We start from the raw sequence: 20,108 nt of genomic DNA, 5'->3' as shown, positions 1-20,108 counted from the left end.
CGATCAACCCGAAGTCAACAAGAACGCCAATGGACCGAGCGTCACGATCATGCCGACGACCACCGCGATCACAAAACTTGTGATGTCGTCCGTCTTGCGCAGAACCCGCACGACGGCCACCAAGCCGACGATCACGATCAGCGCGAGCACCAACGCCACCCACGGCAGCATGTCCCACAGCTTCTCGAAGCCCTTGAACATCGCGCCGCCGACGATCAGTGCAACAACGACCTGACCGGCAAGCACTGCCCATTCACGGATCGAGTTACGTTCGCCGGCCTCTTCCCTTGCCGGTTCGGCTTCGACATCAGTCTCGGGCCCAGCGACGGCAGTGGACTTTTTCGAACTGTCAGCGACTGCCGGCGCCTTGACCAGATCGACCACGGCGGTCGATTCGGCCTCGCTGGAATCCGCGTCTGCGATCTTGTCGATCAGTTCGGTGCTGTCGTCCGGAGCGGCCGGAGCAGGAGCAGGTGTCTGGGCGACGGGAGTGGGGACACGCGGCGGCAGGATCGGCGGACGCAACGACGGCGATTGGGTTGCGGCACGCTCCTGACGCATCAGGTCGCCTGCCAGGGTCTGACCTGACAGCAGTGCTGGTTCCTGCGTTACCTGCGTCGGCGACGAGGAGTTGAGCGGTGCCCGGCTCACCCACTGTCCTGGCGAGGACTTCGAGGTCTGTCCTGGCGAGGACTTCGAAGTCTGTCCAGGCGAAGGTGTGGAAGTCGGCTTCGGAGTGGTGACCGGCCGATCGACAACCGGCTTCGACTCGGCCTTGGGTGCCTGCGGCTCGTCATCGTCGTCGTCATCGAACGAGACGGCGAAGGCGGCGGTGCGGTCGGCGGGAACCTTCGGTGCCGGCGCGGTGGGCTTTGCGGTTTCCGCAACAGCCTCGGCCGGCGCAGAAGGTGCAGCGGTTTCAGGTGCTGCGGTTGCCGGCTCGGACGCTGCTGGTTCAGCCGACTCGGGCTCGGCGGCCGCGCGCGATCCCGACTGGCGAACGATCGGGATCTCACCCGTCAGTTCGGCGACGGAGATGCCACCGGCTACGCCGCGCCGGCGTCGTCCACCTCGGGATTCGACGCTCTGACCGTTCCGCTTGAGCAGTTCCGCTACGGAAATCTGCTGACTGTCTTCGGTCATCAAGCACTCACCACCAATTCACCGCCCATTTCTGTGTCGAGCTTTCGCAGAATCAGACCCTCACGCAGTGCCCAGGGACAAATTTCCAGTTCGTCCACTCCGAGCGCCCGCATGGTTGCCTCTGCGATGAGCGCGCCGGCCACAATCTGCTGTGACCGATCCGAGCTCACTCCTTCCAATTCTGCACGGTCCGCTGCCGTCATCCTGGATATGAAGGCTATGAGTTGCCTGAGTCCGCTGGAAGTCAGGGTCCGTTTTGCCCGGGGGCCTGCGGCAGAGGGGGCCGCGCCGGTGAGCCGAGCCAACGATCTGAAGGTCTTCGACGTCCCGACCGTGCGGTCCCAGTCGCCTGCGGCACGCAGTTCCTTGGCTGGTCCGACCAACTCCGCGTCGAGCCAGTCGCGCAGGACAGCGACCCGGCGCTTGCCCGGCGGATCGGCCTGGAGCCAGTCGCGCGTCAATCGTCCTGCACCGAGTTGCAGTGAGAAGGCGACATCCGGATCCTCGTCACCACCTGCGGTGAGTTCGAGCGAGCCGCCGCCGATGTCCAGGTTCAGGATGCGCCCCGCGCTCCAGCCGTACCAGCGGCGCACGGCCAGAAAGGTCAAGCGGGCTTCGTCGACCCCGGAGAGAACCTCGAGATTGACTCCGGTCTCCGCGCGAACGCGGGCGAGCACGGCTTCGGAATTGTTGGCGTCACGGACGGCGGAAGTGGCAAAAGCCATCATTTCCTCGCAACCGGACGTCGTGGCGATACCGGCGAATTCGGAGACCGTCGACACCAACCGATCGGCTCCTGACGAGGTGATATCGCCGCTCTCGTCGGTGTTCTCTGCCAGCCTCAACGTGGACTTGGTCGAGCTCATGGGTGTTGGGTGGCCGCCCCGATGGGCGTCCACAACCAATAGATGGACGGTATTGCTTCCGACGTCGAGTACCCCTAGTCGCACATCGCCACGTTACTGGGTCTACGGTCGGCCCTTGTGACAGCAGGTAACCCAGACCGGTCCCACAAGATGACTCCGAGCCCCGAGGTCGATCTCGATTTCCCGCGCGAATGGGTCGAATTTGTCGATCCGGAGAACTCCGAACACCTCATTTCCGCTGATATGACGTGGCTGCTCTCGCATTGGACCTGCGTGTTCGGCACGCCGGCATGTCAGGGCATCATCGGCGACCGCCCGGACGACGGCTGCTGCTCGCACGGCGCTTTCCTCTCCGATCAGGAGGATCAGGACAAGCTCGATGCGTCAGTGAAAATGCTCACAGCCGAAGACTGGCAGTTCATGGAAAAGGGTCTCGGCAAGAAGGGCTACGTCGAAGAAGACGACCTCGAGGACGAGCCCGCACTACGCACCCGCCGCTACAAAGGCGCGTGCATCTTCCTGAACCGGCCGGGTTTTGCCGGCGGCGAAGGCTGCGCTCTGCATTCCATGGCGCTCAAGAAAGGCATCGAGCCGCTCGAGGTCAAACCGGACGTGTGCTGGCAGCTACCCATCCGCCGCACCCAGGACTGGGTCGACCGGCCGGACGGCGTCCAGATCCTCAAGACCACGATCACCGAGTACGACCGCCGGGGCTGGGGTGAGGGCGGCGACGACCTCGCCTGGTACTGCTCCGGTTCCCCCGACGCTCATGTCGGGGAGCGGCAAGTCTGGCAGTCCTACGGGCCGGAACTGACGGAGCTTCTCGGAAAGCGCGCGTACGACGAGCTGGCTCGCCTCTGCAGGCGTCGCGCCGGCCTCGGCCTCATAGCAGTCCACCCGGCGACCACGATCGCTCAGAACAAAGCTCAGAGCTGACTCCACGTAAACCAAAAGATTTCAGCCGCTCACACGATCGTGTGAGCGGCTGAAATCTTTCTCGACGAAGTTCGATCACGCTTCGAGCTTGTAGCCCAACCCGCGGACGGTGACCAGATGTTCCGGCTTGGCCGGATCCGATTCGATCTTCGAACGCAACCGCTTCACGTGTACGTCAAGGGTTTTGGTGTCACCGACGTAGTCGGCTCCCCAGACGCGGTCGATCAACTGTCCGCGGGTCAGCACCCGGCCGGAGTTGCGGAGCAGGTACTCGAGGAGGTCGAACTCCTTGAGTGGCAACGTCACCGGGTTACCGGCGACCTGCACGACGTGACGCTCGACGTCCATCCGTACCGGTCCGGCCTCGAGCACGCCGTTGTCGGAGGCGAGGTCTGCCTCGTTCTCCACTCCGCGGCGCAGCACCGCACGGATGCGGGCGATCAGCTCGCGCGCCGAATACGGTTTGGTCACATAGTCGTCCGCACCGAGTTCCAGGCCGACGACCTTGTCGATCTCACTGTCGCGCGCCGTCACCATGATGACGGGAACGCCGGAGCGCGATCGCAGCGCCTTGCAGACGTCCGTGCCACTCATGCCGGGCAGCATGAGGTCGAGCAGGACGATGTCCGCTCCGGAGCGATCGAATTCCGCCAACGCCGACGGTCCGTCGTTGACGATGGTGGTCTCGAAGCCTTCCTTGCGGAGCAGGAACGCCAGCGGGTCCGCCAAGGACTCCTCGTCCTCCACGATCAGCACACTCGTCATCGTTTGGCCTCCATGCCGTTTTCTCTACTGCCTTGTTCTCGTCTGCCGATCCGCGTGGAACCGGCGGTTCCCGCGTCGTCAGAGTCGATGTCGTCGTCCGACTCCACGTGTGCCGGTATCTGCAACGTGAAGGTAGACCCCGTTCCCGGTTTGCTCCACAGTTCGATGGAGCCGTTGTGATTGGCCGCGACGTGTTTGACGATCGCCAGCCCCAGACCAGTTCCACCGGTCTGCCGTGACCGCGCCTTGTCCACGCGGAAGAATCTCTCGAACACTCGCTCCTGATCCGCTTTCGCGATGCCCTCTCCCCGGTCGGTGACCGCGATCGCGACATTGTCGCCGCGCACCGACCGACTGACGGACACCGGAGAACCCTTGGGCGAGTAGGCAATAGCGTTCTCGATGAGGTTGGACAGTGCTGTCACGAGGAGGGTCTGATCCCCGAGCACTTCCAACCCGCTCGGATGGTCCGTGGTGACGGTGATCCCGGCGGCCTCGGCCGACAGATTCGACCGCGACAGCGCCTCGGACACCACCGTGTCGACGTCGACCACGTCGAGATCCGGCAGCTTCTCGGCACCTTGCAGACGCGAGAGAGCAATCAACTCGGTGACCATCTTGCCCAGACGAATCGACTCACCGAGCACCCGTTCGCCGAAGTGGCGCACCGACTCCGGATCGTCAGCAGATTCGAGCAGTGCCTCCGCGAGCAAACTCATCGCGCCGACCGGAGTCTTCAGTTCGTGGCTGACGTTCGCGACAAAATCGCGTCGTGTCGCCTCCATGCGGACCTGCTCGGAATCGTCGTCGGCGAACAGGACCACGAAGTTGCGGTCGTCCTTGCTGAGCAGCCGAGCGGTGCCACGAACTGCAATCTTGTCGCGGCCGCGCTGCGCGGTCTGCGCCGTCAGATCCACCTCGACGGTCTGACCTGTCCGCAGGACTTCCTGCGCTGCCCGCCACGCTCGCTCGTCGACCAGACGATTCTTGACCAGGCCGAGTTCTTCGGCGCGAGGGTTGAAGAGAACGACGTCGTGGAAACCGTCGACGACGGCGATGCCGCTTTCCGATGCCAGCACGATGAGGTCGAGGACCTGGGACATCGTGAGCCCGGTCTGTTCGTCGGAGCGCTGACTCTGGCGCGACGACAGCCTCGGCACCAGCACCCCGCCGACGAGGTAGCCGACCAAGCCGGCGACCACGACCAGCAGCACTGCAATCACGACACTCACGGCGCAATCGTACGTTCGCGCGAAGTGTCGGTTGCGGCGGGTTCGGACGTTCCCGCCCGCGTAATCCGCCAGGTGGACGGCGTTGGTTCGTCGTTCACCTGTTGTTGGCCGAGGCCCCCCGAAAACACTGTTCGGGGGGCCTCGACGCACATCATCGGGTTGCTACTTTCCGCCCTGATTCGCCACCGCGGCGGCGCCGGCAGCGGCGGCCTCCGGATCCAGGTAGGTGCCACCCGGGTTGAGGGGCAACAGGTTCTCGTCGAGGTCGTAGCGCAGCGGGATGCCGGTCGGAATGTTCAGGCCCGCGATGTCCTCGTCCGAGATGCCGTCGAGGTGCTTGACCAATGCACGCAGCGAGTTGCCGTGCGCGGTGACCAGCACGTTCCGGCCGGCGAGCAGCTCCTGCGAAATGGTGTCCTCCCAGTACGGGATCAGGCGCTCGACGACGTCGAGCAGGCACTCGGTCAAGGGAACCTCGTCGAGGTTCGCGTACCGGGGATCCGTGTCCTGGCTGTACTCACTGCCGGCTTCGATGGCGGGCGGCGGGGTGTCGTAGCTACGACGCCAGAGCATGAACTGCTCGTTTCCGTACTCTTCCTTGGTCTGAGCCTTGTTCTTGCCCTGCAGAGCGCCGTAGTGGCGCTCGTTGAGGCGCCAGTCGCGAACTACCGGGATCCAGTGGCGATCGGCGGCGTCGAGTGCGAGGTTGGCGGTGCTGATCGCGCGGCGCAGGAGAGACGTGTAGAGAACGTCGGGCAACAGGTTGTGCTCGGCGAGCAGTTCGCCGGCGCGCTTGCCTTCGGCCATGCCCTTGTCTGTCAGGTGTACGTCCACCCAGCCGGTGAACAGATTGAGTGCATTCCATTCGCTCTCGCCGTGGCGGAGCAGGACCAGGGTTCCGATACTCATGGCGTTCATCCTGGCACGAGTACCGGAACCCTTCTTGATCAACCCTGTCTGGAAATCAGCTCGAGGCTACTTCCGCAGTTCGCAGATCCTTGCGGAGGATCTTTCCGGCCGCAGATTTCGGCACGGTGCTGATGAACGAAACCTGGCGGACCTTCTTGTGCGGCGAGACGCGCTCGGCGACAAACGAGATCACGTCGGCTTCGGTCAACTCGGCGCCGTTCTGGAGCACGACGAATGCCTTCGGAACCTCTTCGCCTTCGGCGTCGAGCACACCGATCACAGCGGCGTCGGCGATCTGCGGATGCGTCAGCAGCAGAGCCTCGAGTTCGGCCGGGGGAACCTGGTAACCCTTGTACTTGATCAGTTCCTTGAGGCGATCGACGATCTTGACGACACCGTCGCCGTCGACGGTCGCGATGTCTCCGGTGTGCAGGTAACCGTCGTCGTCGAGGGTGTCCTTGGTGGCCTGGTCGTTGCCGAGGTAACCCAGCATGATGTTCGGACCCTTGCACCACAGTTCGCCAGGCTCGCTGACGCCGTCCGAGCCGAGCGCGGGGTACGCGACCTCTTCGCCCGTTCCCGGGTCGACGAGCTTGCATTCCATGTTGGCGATGGTGGGACCGCAGGTGTCGAGTGCAATGTCGTCACGATCGAACGGGATCGCGTGCGAGACGGGACTCATCTCGGACATGCCGTAGCCCTGGCGGACGTGGCAGTTCAAACGGTCTGCGACGGCCTTGCCGAGCGCCGCGTCGAGCGGGGCCGCACCGGAGAAGATGGTGTGCACGCTCGAGAGGTCGTACTGGTCGACCAGCGGGTGCTTGGCCAGCGCGACGGCAACCGGCGGCGCGACGAAGATGTACGTCGACTTCTGCTCGGCGACGATCCGCAAGAACTCGACGAGATCGAACTTCGGCATCGTGATGAGGCTCGCGCGGCGATACAGCGCGGCGTTGAGCAGCACCGTCATGCCGTAGATGTGGAAGAACGGCAGGACCGCGAGGATCTTGTCGTCGGTCTCGATCCCCATCCGCGGGATGATCTGGCAGACGTTGGCCACGAGATTGCGATGGGTGAGCATGACGCCCTTGGGCCGGCCGGTGGTGCCCGACGAGTACGGCAGCACCGCGAGCTGGGTGGCCGGGTCGAAGGAGACCTCGGGCGCCGCAGCGCCCTCACCGAGCAGATCTCGCAGCGACAGGTGGCCTTCGGCGCCGTCGAGCACGAACACGTTCTCAGCAGGGATGCCGACCTGATCGGCGGCTGCCTTGGCCTGCGGCAGCAACGGCGAGACGGTGAAGAGGAACTTGGCCTTGGAATCGGTGAGCTGCTTGGCGATGTCCTCGGCGGTGTAGAGAGCGTTGATCGTGGTCGCGACACCGCCGGCACGAAGGATGCCGTGGAAGACGGAACCGAAGGCCGGGACGTTGGGCGAATGCAACCCGACCACGTCTCCGACTGCGAGTCCACGCGCAGCGAGAGCGCCCGCAACGCCGTTGATCTGTGCGATCAGCGAAGCGTATGTGGTGACCGCGCCAGAACTGCCTTCGACGAATGCCGTCTTGTCGAGGTCTGCGGGGTCGGTGTTTCCGAACAGGAAGTCGTAGACGCTGAGGTTGGGGATTTCAACGTCGGGGAACGGACTCTTGAAGCTCACTGTGCTCCTCGAAAAGTTGCGCGGCAGGGTGGTGTGACCAACTTACTGTGACTCACAGGAACAGTATTATTCCGTGACTGCAGTCACAAGTAAAGGCCACTTTACGTGACACATCAGCGATGTGTCTCACCCCGCTCGGTCAGCTTTGCGCGGGCTCCTCCTCGATGAGGTGCTTGAACGGTTCGAGGTTCGCCAGCGACTCACCTCGCGACACCCGCCACGCCCACTCCCGCTTGATCGACGAAGAGAAACCGAGTTCGAGGATGACGTTGAAATCGCCGTCGGCGGCTTCGAGAACCTGACCGAGCACTCGATCGAGTTCATCGCCGCTCACGGCATGCTCGGCGATCTTGCCGACCAGGTAGATGTCCCCGACCTTGTCGAGTGTGTACGCCACCCCGTACAGACGACGGTTGCGCTTGAGCAGGAACTTGTAGACGCCTTCGAAGTTCTCGTCCACTTTGCGGCACACGAAGGCCTCGACCCGCACGCCGTGATTACCGACGGTGAGCAGAGTCGACGTCTTGAGTTTGTGCTCGCCGGGAAGTTCGACGATGAAATGCGCGTCGTCTTTTCTGGTGAATTCGAGTTCGCGCTCGGTGAGCGCCTGCTCGATGATGTCCGAAATGCTGCTCATGTACGCACTCCCCCGGTCCGGCGCAGACGCCACAGACCCCGCGCGCGGCGGGGCGAGAAGTCGCTGGGACCGGTTCCGTTGTTGTAGTTGACTGCGGCTTTGCGATAGCTCTCGAGCAAACCGTCCGCGGTGTGTTCCCACGAGAAATTCTCGGCGTGACGCGGTGCCTGCGCGGCGAGTTCGGCCAAGCGCGTCGGCGTTGCCACCAAAGATTCGAGGGCGCCGGCCCAGTCTTCGGTGCGGTGTCCTTGAACCAGCAATCCAGTCTCACCGTTGCGTACAGCCACTCCCAGTCCGCCGACGTCGGCGGCGATCACCGGGGTTCCGCAGGCTTGAGCTTCGATGGCGACCAACCCGAAGGACTCCGAATAGCTCGGCACCGCAACCAGATCCGAGGCACGGTAGACATCGGCGAGACGCTCCGGTGCCTGCGGCGGCAAGAACGTCACTTGCGCCGTGATGCCGAGTGAACGTGCCAGTTCGATCAACACGTCCGGCCGCGCGAGGCCGGTTCCGGAAGGCCCACCGACAACAAGGATGCGCAGGGGCAAACCGGGCCGGCGGCTGATCACTTCGGCTGCAGCACGCAGCAGAACGTCCGGCGCCTTGAGCGGTTGAATGCGGCCGACGAATGTCACGACCACTTCGCTGGGGTTCAATCCCAACAACGCGCGGGCAGCATCGCGGTCACCTGGTCGATAGCGGGTCAGATCGGCGCCCGGAGCAACAACGTCGATACGCGTGGGATCCGCGCCGTACAACTCGTGCAGCGCTTTGGCTTCGTCGGTGGTGTTGGCGACCAACCGATCGGATTCGGCGACAACTTGCTGCTCGCCGATCTGCCGCGCTGCGGGCTCCGGGGTGTCCCCCTCGGCCAGCGAAAGATTCTTCACTGCCGCCAGGGTGTGGGCGGTATGGACGAGGGGCACGCCCCAACGGTCGCGGGCCAGCCAGCCGACCTGCCCGGACAACCAGTAGTGCGAGTGAATCAGGCTGTAGTACCCGGGTTCGCGGCGCGCTTCCTCCCGCAGAACTCCCGCGACGAAGGCACACAGTTGAGTCGGCAGATCTGCCTTGTCCAGTCCTTCGAAGGGGCCGGCTGCGATGTTGCGAACCCGCACCCCGGGAGCGGCGTCCACGACGGGAGCGTCCGCGGAAGACGTCGCGCGGGTGAATATCTCCACCTCGACGCCACGTTTGGCGAGCTGAATGGCGGATTGCAGAACGTAGACATTCATCCCACCCGCGTCACCGGTGCCGGGTTGCGCCAATGGCGAGGTGTGGACCGAGAGAACGGCCACCCGGCGAGGGCGCGAAATGTGCATGGGCGTCACCACTCCATACTGCCCCCTCACCGGGCGCGAACTCTAACCGAGGCTCGAGATGAAGGTTCGGACTTCGGACACGAATCGTGTCGGATCCTCCACGAACGGGCCGTGATTGCAGCCTTCCCAGTACGACGCCTGCGACTTGGGAATCAATTCCTCGGCGTGCTTACCTGCACTCACGTCGACGACGGAGTCCTCGGTTCCGTGCAGAACGAGGACCGGGATGTCCAGGTTGCGGAGCAGGTCGTCGTGACCGACGGCACGGTTGAACAGTGCTGCGCGCACCCGTGGACGCGTCGAGAGGCTGTACCCGAACAACGCCTGCGAAGCTGCGCCCTTGCCCTCGGGTGGGCCGGTGAGAGCGTTGCCGAAAGCACCCAGAGCCCGGATCGCCTCGCGGGGATCTTCCGACATCGCGCCGGGAACCGCACTCCGCATCGCCGAGCCGACCTTGCCGCCCTTCTCACCGCGCCCGATGCTGGTGATCGCACCGACCAGAACCGCACCCGCCACCGCTCCGGTTCCGTGCGCTGCCAGGTAATCGCAGATCACCAGACCGCCGTACGACCAGCCGAGCAGGATCGCGTTCTCGGTGACGCCTTCGGCAGCGAGAACCGCCGCGACGTCGCCGGCCCAGTTCGCGGAGTCGTCGTATCCGGATTCTGGAGCATCGGAGTAACCGTGGCCGCGCAAATCGACGGCGATCAAGCGGTAGTCCGCAGCCAGGTCCGCGAGGACCTGCTCGCCCCAGCACTGTGACGACTGAGCCCAGCCGTGCAGCAGCACCAGCGGGGTCCCAGCCGAACTTCCGGTTACTCGATAGACGATGGACGTGCCGTCGACGCTGACGGCTTCACGAATAGACATGCCGTCACGATAGAGGCTGCGACTGCGGCGCCGACGGCGAGCATGTAGGCGGAGGAGACGTCGTAACGGTCGATCAGCTGCCCGGCCAGCGCAGACCCGAGCGCCACACCGACGCCGAGGCCGGTGACCGTCAGGGTCATTCCCTCCGTGAGCTTTTCCGGTGGGACGATCTGCTCGACCAGGGCTGTCGCGATGATGAGGGTCGGTGCGATGGTCGCGCCGGCCAGGACGTACGCGCCCGCTAGTGCGGCCACGTTTCCGACCAGGAGAAGTGGGACGCTGAGAAGGGCGACCGCCGAGGACGCGATCATCAATTGCCCACGCAGCGATCGCGCCGGGTGCATCGACCCGAAGATCAGTCCCGCGATTCCCGAACCGCCGGCGAACAGCGCGAGGACCAGCGTCGCGGAGCCAGGTGAATTCTGTTCCTCGGTGAACGCGATGGCGCCGACATCGATGACACCGAAGATCGTTCCGAGCATCACCATGATCACGATGACGATCCACATCACGTGATTACCGAGTACCGATCGTCCGCGGCCGGGTCGACGCGGATGCACCTTCGGCTCTGTTCCGCGCTGAATGACCAGCAGCAGGGTGCCGGTGACCAGCAGAATCAATCCTGCCAGCGGTCCTGCCTCGGGAAAGAGGCCGATGCTCAGGCCCACCGAGATGACGGGGCCCGCCACGAAACAGAGTTCGTCCACCACCGATTCGAATGCGAATGCGGTGCGCATCTGAGGTTTTCCGACGTAGATCGCGACCCACCTGGCGCGAATCATCGCGCCGATCGTCGGGGTGGCGCCGCCAGGCACAATCAGCACGAACAGCAGCCAGTCGGGGGCTTCCATCCGGACTGCGAGCAACAGAGCCCCGATCGCGGTGACGCTGACGCCTGCGGCGATCGGCAGGACCGCACGCTGTCCGAAGCGGTCGACCGCACGCGAGACTGCCGGCGCGATGATCGCAGACGAGAGCGCAAAAACCGCGGCCAGCGCGCCGGCGAGCGCGTAGTCACCACGAAGTTGCGAGATCATCGTCACGATTCCGATGCCGATCATCGCCATCGGCAGCCTTGCGACAAATCCGGCGGCCGAGAAGGCGACCGATCCGGGGGCCGAGAATATCTCGCGGTAGGCGCTCAGCAGGCCTTTGTTGGTGAATTCGCTCATGTCAGCTTCTCGTGCACTGAACAAGGTTCACAGAGCCGAGGCCGACTCGACAAATCGTTTTCACTGTGCGCTCGGGTTGACCTGTCGGTAACTTGCCTTACGATTGCGCGAATGAGTGTCCTGGTGTGTTTCCACGCCCATCCCGATGACGAAGTTTTCACTACCGGTGGCGTGATGAGAATGGCCGCCGACGCAGGTCACCGCGTCGTAGTCGTCACCGCTACCGACGGTGCTCTCGGTGAATTCCCCGACGGACTGTTGGACGAGTACGAGACGTTGGCTCAGCGCCGCAGCCGTGAGCTCGAGGCGTCCACCGACGCGCTGGGAGCCAATCGCGTCGTGTCCCTGCACTACCCGGATTCCGGGATGGTGGGTACGCCCGAGAACGAGAATCCGGAAGCGTTCTGCAACGTCGACGTCGAGAAGGCAGCCGAGCGTCTGGCCGAGGTTCTTCGTGAGGAAAACGCCGATGTCCTGACCGTCTACGACCCCAACGGCGGATACGGGCACCCGGATCACGTCCAGGTTCACCACGTCGGAGTTCGGGCTGCGGAACTCGCGGGCACGCCGTTCGTCTACGAGGCATCTACCAACCGCGATCACATGAAGATGCTGATGCAGGCCAACCCCGAGTGGACCGAAGAGGCGCAGCCGCCGGACATCGAATCGTTCGGGCTTCCGGCAGACCAACTCACCACCGCCGTCGATGTCAGTTCGGTGATCTCGTCCAAGCGTGCGGCCATGTACGCGCACGCAACGCAGGTCGGCGATTTCGGCCCGTTCCTCGAAATGCCGACGGAGCAACTCGCCGCGGCATTCGGCACCGAGTGGTTCCGTCGCCGCAACGCGCCGGAGGGACTGTCGGAAACCGCCCTTCCCCTCTGAGTCTTCACCCTCGATAAACCGAAGTCCCGACGGAGGTTTCGGCGGCTCGTTACCATCGGTAGGCATGGACCTCGAACAACTTGTCGCGAGCATGCCTTTTGCAGTTCACACCGGAATTCAGTTGGACAGCGCGGCACCCGAACAGGTTGTCGGCCATCTGGATTGGGACAGTCACCGCACCACCGCCGGCAACGGAATGCACGGCGGCGCCTTGATGACGCTGGCAGACAGCGTCGGCGCCGTCTGTGCATTCCTCAACCTTCCGCCCGGTGCTGGTACGTCCACCACCAGTTCGTCGACCGTGTTCACCCGCGGGGTTCGTAAGGGCACGGTCACCGCAACCGCCCGACCACTGCACGCGGGGCGCAGCACCATCGCGGTCGTGACCGAGATTCGTGACGACGAGGGCCGCCTCGTCGCTCAGATCACCGCATCACAGGCAGTACTGGGACCGTGAAGCTTCCCGCGTACCGCGCCTCGGGTGCCACCCTGCCGTTCGGCAATCTGCTTGCCTCCCATGACGTTGCGATGGAGGGTTACTTCTGGCGATTCACGATGCCGGACAGCGGACGGGTGGTGATTGCGCTCGCCGGAATCAACCAGTCCGACGGTGGCAACTGGTCCACGCTCGGTCTCGCGGCGCATCCGGGCGGATTCCTCCGGACCGCCGAACATCCGAGTGGATCGGCGGATTCCCGTATCCTGGGGGCTTACGCCGACAACGCTTTCCGCGGCAATGCCGATCGACTGCAGGCGGAATTCGGCGACAGCCATCTCGACGTGCGGATCAGCAATCAGCGGTTCTGGCCGCACCGCCGCTTCGGTGGATCGAGCTACTTCCAATCCGTTCCCGCACTCAATCAGTATTGGCATCCGTGGCTTCTCGGCGGCCGGGTCGAGGGAAGCGCGGTCATCGACGGGCAGAGCTGGGATCTCACCGGAGCACAGGTGTACGGCGAGAAGAACTGGGGAAAGGGAGGATTCCCGGAATCCTGGTGGTGGGGTCAGGCCCAGGGATTCACCGATCCACGGGCCTGCGTGGCTTTTGCCGGCGGCCAGGTCAGCGCCGGGCCTCTGCGCACCGAAGTCACCGCCGTGGTGGTCGCCTTGCCAGACGGCACGGTGTTGCGGTTGGGCAATCCGCTGACCTCACAGGTGGAGACGACCGTGTCCGACGATCGCTGGACGCTTCGGGGTTACAGCCGAAAGTGGCGCGTCGACATCGACGGGACCGCTCCCATCGCCGACGCGCACATACTTCCGGTTCCCATTCCCGCCGAGCGTCGAAACGTACCCGGAGCGCTCGAGCATCTCGGTGGAACCATGTCGGTCATCGTCCGGCGGCGCGGGACGATCGTCTGGAAGGACAGGTCACGGCTGGCCGCTCTCGAGCACGGCGGATTGGATCGGGCTCAGGCCGAACTCACTCGGCGGGAACAGCTCTCGCAAGATCGATGAGAGCGGAAGCCGCCGGGTTCTTGCCGCCCGACGAACGCCAGACCAATTCCAACCGAGATCGAGCTTCAGGCTCGAGATCGATCCGATGCAACTCCCCCACCGCCGACTCGGGAAGCACAGCCATTCCCAGCCCCTGCGCGGCCAAGGAAACGATGATGCCGAGGTTGCTTGCCTCGAGCGCAACCGTCGGCTTCGTGCCGGCCGCGGCGCACGCGAAGTCCAGACACGTCCTGATACCGGTTCCCTCCGGAAGACAGATGACCGATCGCGTGGCGAGTTCGGCAAAAGGCAGAGACGACAACTCGGCCAGCGGATGATCCGCCGCCACTCCGGCCACCAGTCGTTCGTCGGTGATCACCCTCGATTCGAGGCCTTCCGGCAGCTCGCCCGCAACCCCGATGACGGCTATGTCGAAGGTTCCGTCCACCACTCCGGCAAGCAGGCTGCGCGAATCGTCCTCGGCAAGCGAAATCTCCAAACCTGGGTGCCTGGTGTGTAGACGACTGAGCAGATCGGTCAGATCGGCGGAAGCGCAGGCGGTGACCATCCCGACCGAAACGGAGCCCCGAACCAGTCCGCTCAGGGCGTCGACAACGTCGCGGCTGCTCTGCACGGAAGCAAGTGCAGCGCGGGCGTGTGGGAGGACGGCTCGCCCGGCGTCGGTCAGACGAACGGTTCGACCACTACGATCGAGCAACTCCTGCCCCAGCTCACGTTCCAGTCTTTTGACCTGCGCACTCACACCCGGCTGCGCTATGTGAAGCCGCTCGGCGGCGCGAGTGAAATTGGCTTCCTCCGCTACCGTGACGAAGTATTCGAGCTGCCGAAGTTCCATAACTGTTGATTCTAGCTTTGAGACAAACTAGATCTTGGACTTATTGAAACTATGCTTGCACGATGGAAGCATGACAACAACAAATGAAGTTCAGAAGGCCGCAACCCCCGAAGACATTGCCCGACTCTTCGTCCAGTTCGCGAACGCCGGAAACGCAGACGCTGTCGCCGGACTGTACGAGGAAAACGCTGTGATGGCCTTCCCACCCGGATCCCTCACGATCGGCCGGCAGGCTATCCGCGAAGTGATTTCTCAGATGCTCGCAGCGGCACCGACATTCACCGTCGAGGAAGCCCTACCGACCGTGATGAGCGACGACCTCGCCATGACCTCGACCAAACCTTCCGACGGAACCGGCGGACGCACACAGGTGGCGCGCCGCCAGCCCGACGGTTCGTGGTTGCGGGTGCTCGATCGACCGGAACTCTGACTGCCTTCTTCGCAGTCAGACGGCCGATGCACGCCGCATGGCCGCCGCCGGATCGGCGAACAGCGAACTCAGTGACACGACCGTCGAGGCGTATTCCTGAACGCGATTGCCGAAACCGGTGATGCGAATGTCCTTGCGCTCCAAGGAGGATGCCGACGAGAAAGCCTCGGCGACGTGCGGCACGCCGGCCGTATAATCGGTGAACGCCTGGCCACCGAGGATCACCCGATCCGGGTTGAACAGGTCACGCAACATCGCCACTGTCCGGCCGAGCACGCGTGCTCGATCGACCAGAAGTTCGTGGGCCGGAATGGAACCCGCCGACGCAGCACGATAGACATCGGCGATCGTGACACGCTCACTGCCCTGGATCACTGCGCCCGAAGACAGCGCCTGCGCGACGACCGCGCGGTCGCTGATCGTCGCTTCCAAGCAACCCACCGCGCCGCAGGTGCACCGCGCCGACGAACCGGTGGGAAGGTGCGCGATCGAACCGGGACCGCTGGACGGGGTGTGCACTCGTCCTTCGAAAGTGATTGCAATACCGGCAGTTTCACGGGCGTAGAAGTACAGACCGGTGGTTCCCGGTGTCGGAGCCTCGGCGCGGTCGTTACTGAGCAGAAGTTCCGACGCGGCCATCGCCTCGACGTGTGCGGCAACCGAAACGGGGAGGTCCAAGCCGGCCCCGATGATGGATCCCACCTTGGCGCCCTTCCACCCCAGGCGCGGGTGATCGACTACTCCGGTCGCTGAATCGACGCGACCGCCGATTGCCACGCCGACGGCGAGCGGGCGACGCTTGTGCCACCGTGAGGCAAACGATTTGGCCGACCGCGCAATGGTGGCAAGTGCGACAGCGGAATTGGTGGCGGGCGTCGGAATCTCGACGGCGCCGAGCACCTTGCCACGAATGTCGCTGGCGATGATGCTGGTGACTACGGCACCGATGTGGATGCCGACGGTCAGGTACGGCTCGTGATTGACCTCGAACGGAACCCGCGGACGCCCGATGGCGCCGGAGGCTGTCAGGTCTGCGCGTTCGCGCAGGATTCCGAGGTCGAGCAGGCTCGTGACCTGCCGGTTCACGGTGGCAATACTCAGCCCGGACGCTTTCGCGGCGGTATCGCGAGAGAGCGGTCCACGGGATCGAGCAATGCGCAACACAGTCGCGGACGGACCGTCGGCAATGCGCAGTTCGGGCGCAACAATCTGGGTACGGGTCCGGGTTCCCGAGAGTGCGGTTCGCGATCGAATGTTCGGAATGGCGGAGATGGTGGGTGTCGACATGGCTGTCCCTTGCAGAAGGAGGAGAAGGCGCATATCTCTGTCGACCGAGAAATCAGCGTTTCCACTGGTCACACGAAGAAGTAGACAGAAAAGGCGCAGAAATTAGCTGCAGAAAGAACGGCGGCGACAACACAGCTCTCGCGCCAGAGGCAGACGCGAACCAAGCGCAGCGGTCACATAGGTGACCCGCAAAGCGGCAGGCTGGTCGGTCGACATGGCTTCAAAAGTAGCAGCTTCACCGAGATTCACAAATCAGGTGCGGTAACGATCACACTGAACACAACCCTGTCGTGGCGAAATCTCGCGTGTTTGGGTGGGCACACTCCCCACGAAAGGTGCACCATGTCTACAGCTTTCGCCAAGCCGACCCTCACCAATGCGGCGTCAACGAACGGAGCGGCTGCTGACGCCGCTCGCGGCACTGTCACCACCCTCGGCGCGCATATCGGCGCCCGAATCGACGGGATCACCCTCGGCGGGCACCTCGACCCGGCGACGATCTCGCTCATCCGACAGGCAGTTCTCGAACACAAGGTGATCTTCTTCCGCGGGCAAGACCACCTCGACAACGATTCGCAGTACGAATTCGCCCAGCTGCTGGGCACCCCGACCACTGCCCACCCCACGGTGAAGTCGCACGGTGCAAAAGTCCTCCCCATCGATTCGGACCTCGGCAAAGCCAACAGTTGGCACACCGACGTCACCTTCGTCGATCGCATCCCCAAGGCGTCGATCCTGCGCGCGGTGCAGCTCCCCGAATACGGCGGTTCCACGACGTGGGCGTCAGGGGTAGCCGCGTACAACGGACTGCCGGATCCGCTCAAGGTGCTCGCGGAGAACCTCTGGGCCCGCCACACGAACGTCTACGACTACGCGGCCACCAGCGCCGAGCGGCTCACCGAAGATCGCACGGCCGCCTACCGCGAAGAGTTCCAGTCCACGTACTTCGAGACGGAACACCCGGTGGTACGCGTCCACCCCGAAACCGGAGAACGCACGCTCGTCCTCGGACACTTTGTCAAGAACTTCGTCGGGTTGAGCACCGAACAGTCGAACGGTGTGTTCAAGCTCCTGCAGGATCACGCCGTCAAACTCGAGTACACGACGCGCTGGAACTGGGCGGCGGGTGATGTCGCCATCTGGGACAACCGCGCCACCCAGCACTACGCGATCGCCGACTACGACGATCAGTACCGCCGTCTGGAGCGAATCACACTTGCCGGTGACATCCCGGTCAACATCCACGGGGAACGAAGCAGCAGCATCGCCGGTGACGCTTCCGAATACTCGATTATCGAAGGTGCCTCGACTCTCCCATGACTTCACCGGATTCCGCCCTTCCTCCGCATGCCCGCGGTTACGAAGGCTTCGAGGGCCGAATCGGCCGCACCGCAGCCGATTCGGCCCCGTCGTGGCCCACCGCCACGACCCCGACTCCCGGATCACCCAACATCGTCGTGGTTCTGATCGACGACATGGGATACAGCGACATCGGGCCGTTCGGCTCCGAGATCGAAACTCCGACCCTCGATCGTCTTGCCGCGCAGGGTGTTCGGTTGACCAACTATCACACGACACCCCTCTGCTCACCCTCACGCGCCGCGCTTCTCACCGGCCTCAATCCGCACCGCGCCGGGTACGGCTTCGTCGCCAACGCCGATCCGGGATACCCTGGACTGCGTCTGGAATTGGCTGACGACGTACAGACACTCCCCGAAATCCTGCGCGGCGCAGGCTATGCGACCTATGCGGTGGGCAAGTGGCATCTCGTGCGCGACGCAAATCTCGCCCCGGGGCGAAGTCGCGACTCCTGGCCGACGCAGCGTGGATTCGATCGATACTACGGCTCGCTGGAAGGCCTCAATTCCTTCTACTATCCCAATCAACTGATCTCCGACAATTCAGTGGTCGACGTCGACGAGTATCCCGAGGGCTACTACCTCACCGACGATCTGACCGACAAGGCCGTCGGGTACATCAAGGATCTGCGCGCCCACGATCAGGACAAGCCGTTCTTCCTCTACTTCGCACACGTCGCGATGCACGGACCTTTACAGGCCAAGCCTGCCGATCAAGCAAAATACGGCGGGCGCTACGACGAGGGCTGGGATCGAATCCGGGAGTCGCGGTTCGCCTCTCAGATCCTGCAGGGACTCTTTCCGGAAGGTACACGGCAGGCACCGCGAAACTCCGAGCCCGGCTTCGACGTCCCCGAATGGGATTCACTCGCCCCGGACGTACAGTCTCGCTTCGCCCGCTACATGGAGGTGTACGCGGCGATGGTCGACTCGATCGACCAGAGCGTCGGACGCATCGTCGACACCCTGGACGAGCTGGGCGAGTTCGACAACACGATCATTGTCTTCACCTCGGACAACGGCGGCACCGCGGAGGGCGGTTCGGACGGGACCCGAAGCTACTTTGCACAATTCGCGCATATCCAGGATCCGGACTGGGTCGGCGATGTCCCCCACGACGAAGCCCTCATCGGCGGACCCGAGTTGGGCGTCCACTATCCACGTGGATGGGGGCAGACGTCCAACACCCCCTTCCGGCTCTACAAAGGGCAGTCCTTCGCGGGCGGAATTCGTGTTCCCTTCGTCCTGTCGTGGCCCGCGGGATTGAACCCTGGAGCAGACGACAACGGGATTCGCGACCAGTTCACGTACGTCACCGACCTGACCCCCACGCTTCTCGAACTGGCTGGAATCGACGCACCCAGCGTGCGAAACGGGCTCCCGGTGAAGGAGTTCGACGGGGTGTCAACCGCACCGGTTCTGCGTTCGTCCACCGCTCCGAGTACCCACACCGAGCAATACACCGAGATGACCGGGAACCGCGGCTACTACAAGGACGGCTGGAAACTGCTGGCGCTCGCGCCGGACAACTTCGACCAACCGCAGAGTATCGACCAACCACAGAGTATCGACCAACCACAGAGTATCGACCAACCACAGTGGCAATTGTTCGACGTCCGCACCGACCCGACCGAACTCGACGACCTCGCACCACGGTTTCCCGACAAGGTCCGTGAACTCGCTGAAGCCTGGGACCACTCGGCGTGGGCGAACACCGTCTTTCCACTACTCGGCAACTCGGTGGGCGCAGTCCGGCGGCCGGCAGAGGAGGCACTCTCGCGCACGGTCCGCCTGCTTGCCGGAACACCTCCATTGGAGCGCTACCGGTCGAGCAAACTGATCGGGTTCCGCGACTTCGACATCACCGTCGAACTCGACGGTTACCGCACCGGTGACGCCGGTGTCCTTGTCGCTCACGGTGATCCACAGGGCGGATATCTTCTCTACGTCGAGGACGGGCACCTACATCTCGGATACAACGCATTCGGTTCCTACTCCGTGGTCGACGCAGGCCCATTGGCTGCCGGCAGCAAGCGCATCGACGTGTCCGTGACGGTGGTACCGCGGCTGCGTTGGGATCTCCACGTCAGCGTCGACGGAGCTCATACCGGTCAACTACTCGGGCAGGTACAACTGGTCGGGATGGCGCCGTGGACCGGCATTTCAGTCGGAGTCGACGCAAGAGGGCCGGTGTCGTGGGATGTGCGCCGACGCCACGGACCGTTCCGGTACAGCGGCTCTCTGCGTGCCGTCACCTACTCACCCGGCCGGATACAAGTACCGCGTCGTCACATCGAATCCATCGAACGGGAAGCAGAGTATGCCGCCGACTAGCCCTACGAT

The 20,108-nt window shown here is 63.8% G+C and carries 19 protein-coding genes; 7 read left to right on the top strand and 12 right to left on the bottom strand.

Annotation, left to right across the window (positions count from 1 at the left end; genetic code table 11):
* Positions 1-3 precede the first annotated feature (3 nt).
* Positions 4-1,143: an Rv0497 family membrane protein gene (locus tag QM716_RS15380; protein WP_283304917.1), complete on the bottom strand. Its 1,140-nt coding sequence runs from the start codon at positions 1,141-1,143 to the stop codon at positions 4-6.
* A complete protein-coding gene (locus tag QM716_RS15375) occupies positions 1,143-2,093 on the bottom strand; it encodes a Ppx/GppA family phosphatase (protein ID WP_283304916.1) in 951 nt (316 codons plus the stop codon). Before QM716_RS15375 ends, QM716_RS15380 begins: the two co-directional genes overlap by 1 nt.
* A 66-nt stretch (positions 2,094-2,159) precedes the next feature.
* On the opposite strand from QM716_RS15375, the gene QM716_RS15370 reads away from it, so the two are divergent.
* Positions 2,160-2,945, top strand: a complete 786-nt coding sequence (locus QM716_RS15370; RefSeq protein WP_283304915.1) for a DUF3109 family protein — start codon at positions 2,160-2,162, stop codon at positions 2,943-2,945.
* 75 nt (positions 2,946-3,020) lie between these two features.
* Here the strand turns inward: QM716_RS15370 and QM716_RS15365 are convergent, their stop codons facing one another.
* From QM716_RS15365 to QM716_RS15330, 8 genes are all read right to left on the bottom strand, one after another.
* Positions 3,021-3,710 carry a winged helix-turn-helix domain-containing protein gene (locus tag QM716_RS15365; protein WP_003942020.1) on the bottom strand — a complete coding sequence of 230 codons (690 nt, stop codon included), beginning with the start codon at positions 3,708-3,710 and terminating at the stop codon, positions 3,021-3,023.
* Positions 3,707-4,942 carry a sensor histidine kinase gene (locus tag QM716_RS15360; protein WP_283304914.1) on the bottom strand — a complete coding sequence of 412 codons (1,236 nt, stop codon included), beginning with the start codon at positions 4,940-4,942 and terminating at the stop codon, positions 3,707-3,709. Before QM716_RS15360 ends, QM716_RS15365 begins: the two co-directional genes overlap by 4 nt.
* Positions 4,943-5,104: 162 nt before the next feature.
* Positions 5,105-5,860 carry a phosphoglyceromutase gene (locus tag QM716_RS15355; RefSeq protein WP_283304913.1) on the bottom strand — a complete coding sequence of 252 codons (756 nt, stop codon included), beginning with the start codon at positions 5,858-5,860 and terminating at the stop codon, positions 5,105-5,107.
* Positions 5,861-5,906: 46 nt separating this feature from the next.
* Complete coding sequence (locus QM716_RS15350) at positions 5,907-7,508, bottom strand: AMP-binding protein (protein ID WP_283304912.1); 1,602 nt, start codon at positions 7,506-7,508, stop codon at positions 5,907-5,909.
* Positions 7,509-7,647: 139 nt separating this feature from the next.
* Positions 7,648-8,145, bottom strand: a complete 498-nt coding sequence (locus QM716_RS15345) for a type III secretion system chaperone family protein (protein ID WP_283304911.1) — start codon at positions 8,143-8,145, stop codon at positions 7,648-7,650.
* On the bottom strand, positions 8,142-9,470 hold the full coding sequence (gene mshA, locus QM716_RS15340; protein WP_283305149.1) for a D-inositol-3-phosphate glycosyltransferase: 1,329 nt from the start codon (positions 9,468-9,470) through the stop codon (positions 8,142-8,144). Before mshA ends, QM716_RS15345 begins: the two co-directional genes overlap by 4 nt.
* Positions 9,471-9,512: 42 nt before the next feature.
* The gene (locus QM716_RS15335; protein ID WP_283304910.1) at positions 9,513-10,340 is read right to left on the bottom strand and encodes an alpha/beta fold hydrolase; all 828 of its coding nucleotides are present in this window, start codon (positions 10,338-10,340) and stop codon (positions 9,513-9,515) included.
* Positions 10,286-11,512, bottom strand: coding sequence for an MFS transporter (locus QM716_RS15330; RefSeq protein WP_283304909.1), 1,227 nt, complete (start codon positions 11,510-11,512; stop codon positions 10,286-10,288). The genes QM716_RS15335 and QM716_RS15330 overlap by 55 nt, the downstream gene beginning before the upstream one ends.
* Positions 11,513-11,623: 111 nt before the next feature.
* Between QM716_RS15330 and QM716_RS15325 the strand changes: the two genes are divergently transcribed.
* The 3 genes from QM716_RS15325 (at position 11,624) to QM716_RS15315 (ending at position 13,855) form a co-directional block, all read left to right on the top strand.
* Complete coding sequence (locus tag QM716_RS15325) at positions 11,624-12,397, top strand: PIG-L family deacetylase (protein WP_283304908.1); 774 nt, start codon at positions 11,624-11,626, stop codon at positions 12,395-12,397.
* Positions 12,398-12,461: 64 nt separating this feature from the next.
* On the top strand, positions 12,462-12,854 hold the full coding sequence (locus QM716_RS15320) for a PaaI family thioesterase (protein WP_283304907.1): 393 nt from the start codon (positions 12,462-12,464) through the stop codon (positions 12,852-12,854).
* Entirely contained in the window at positions 12,851-13,855 is a 1,005-nt protein-coding gene (locus tag QM716_RS15315; protein ID WP_283304906.1) for a tocopherol cyclase family protein, read from the top strand. Before QM716_RS15320 ends, QM716_RS15315 begins: the two co-directional genes overlap by 4 nt.
* On the opposite strand, the gene QM716_RS15310 is transcribed toward QM716_RS15315, so the two are convergent.
* Positions 13,821-14,690 (bottom strand): LysR family transcriptional regulator, encoded by an 870-nt coding sequence (locus QM716_RS15310; RefSeq protein WP_283304905.1) that lies wholly within the window; start codon positions 14,688-14,690, stop codon positions 13,821-13,823. The two genes, QM716_RS15315 and QM716_RS15310, sit on opposite strands and share 35 nt — an antisense overlap.
* A gap of 70 nt (positions 14,691-14,760) precedes the next feature.
* Here QM716_RS15310 and QM716_RS15305 point away from each other — a divergent pair, with 70 nt between their 5' ends.
* Complete coding sequence (locus QM716_RS15305; protein ID WP_283304904.1) at positions 14,761-15,120, top strand: YybH family protein; 360 nt, start codon at positions 14,761-14,763, stop codon at positions 15,118-15,120.
* Positions 15,121-15,135: 15 nt separating this feature from the next.
* Here the strand turns inward: QM716_RS15305 and QM716_RS15300 are convergent, their stop codons facing one another.
* Positions 15,136-16,407, bottom strand: a complete 1,272-nt coding sequence (locus QM716_RS15300) for an ROK family transcriptional regulator (protein ID WP_283304903.1) — start codon at positions 16,405-16,407, stop codon at positions 15,136-15,138.
* A gap of 342 nt (positions 16,408-16,749) precedes the next feature.
* On the opposite strand from QM716_RS15300, the gene QM716_RS15295 reads away from it, so the two are divergent.
* Both QM716_RS15295 and QM716_RS15290 read left to right on the top strand, forming a co-directional pair.
* Positions 16,750-17,727 (top strand): TauD/TfdA dioxygenase family protein, encoded by a 978-nt coding sequence (locus QM716_RS15295; protein ID WP_283304902.1) that lies wholly within the window; start codon positions 16,750-16,752, stop codon positions 17,725-17,727.
* Positions 17,724-20,099: an arylsulfatase gene (locus QM716_RS15290; protein ID WP_283304901.1), complete on the top strand. Its 2,376-nt coding sequence runs from the start codon at positions 17,724-17,726 to the stop codon at positions 20,097-20,099. The genes QM716_RS15295 and QM716_RS15290 overlap by 4 nt, the downstream gene beginning before the upstream one ends.
* Positions 20,100-20,108: the final 9 nt, after the last annotated feature.

Origin of the sequence: Rhodococcus sp. IEGM 1409 (genome assembly GCF_030056735.1) — a bacterium.
Lineage (GTDB): Bacteria > Actinomycetota > Actinomycetes > Mycobacteriales > Mycobacteriaceae > Rhodococcus_F.
This window is presented reverse-complemented; position numbering and strand designations above follow the sequence as displayed.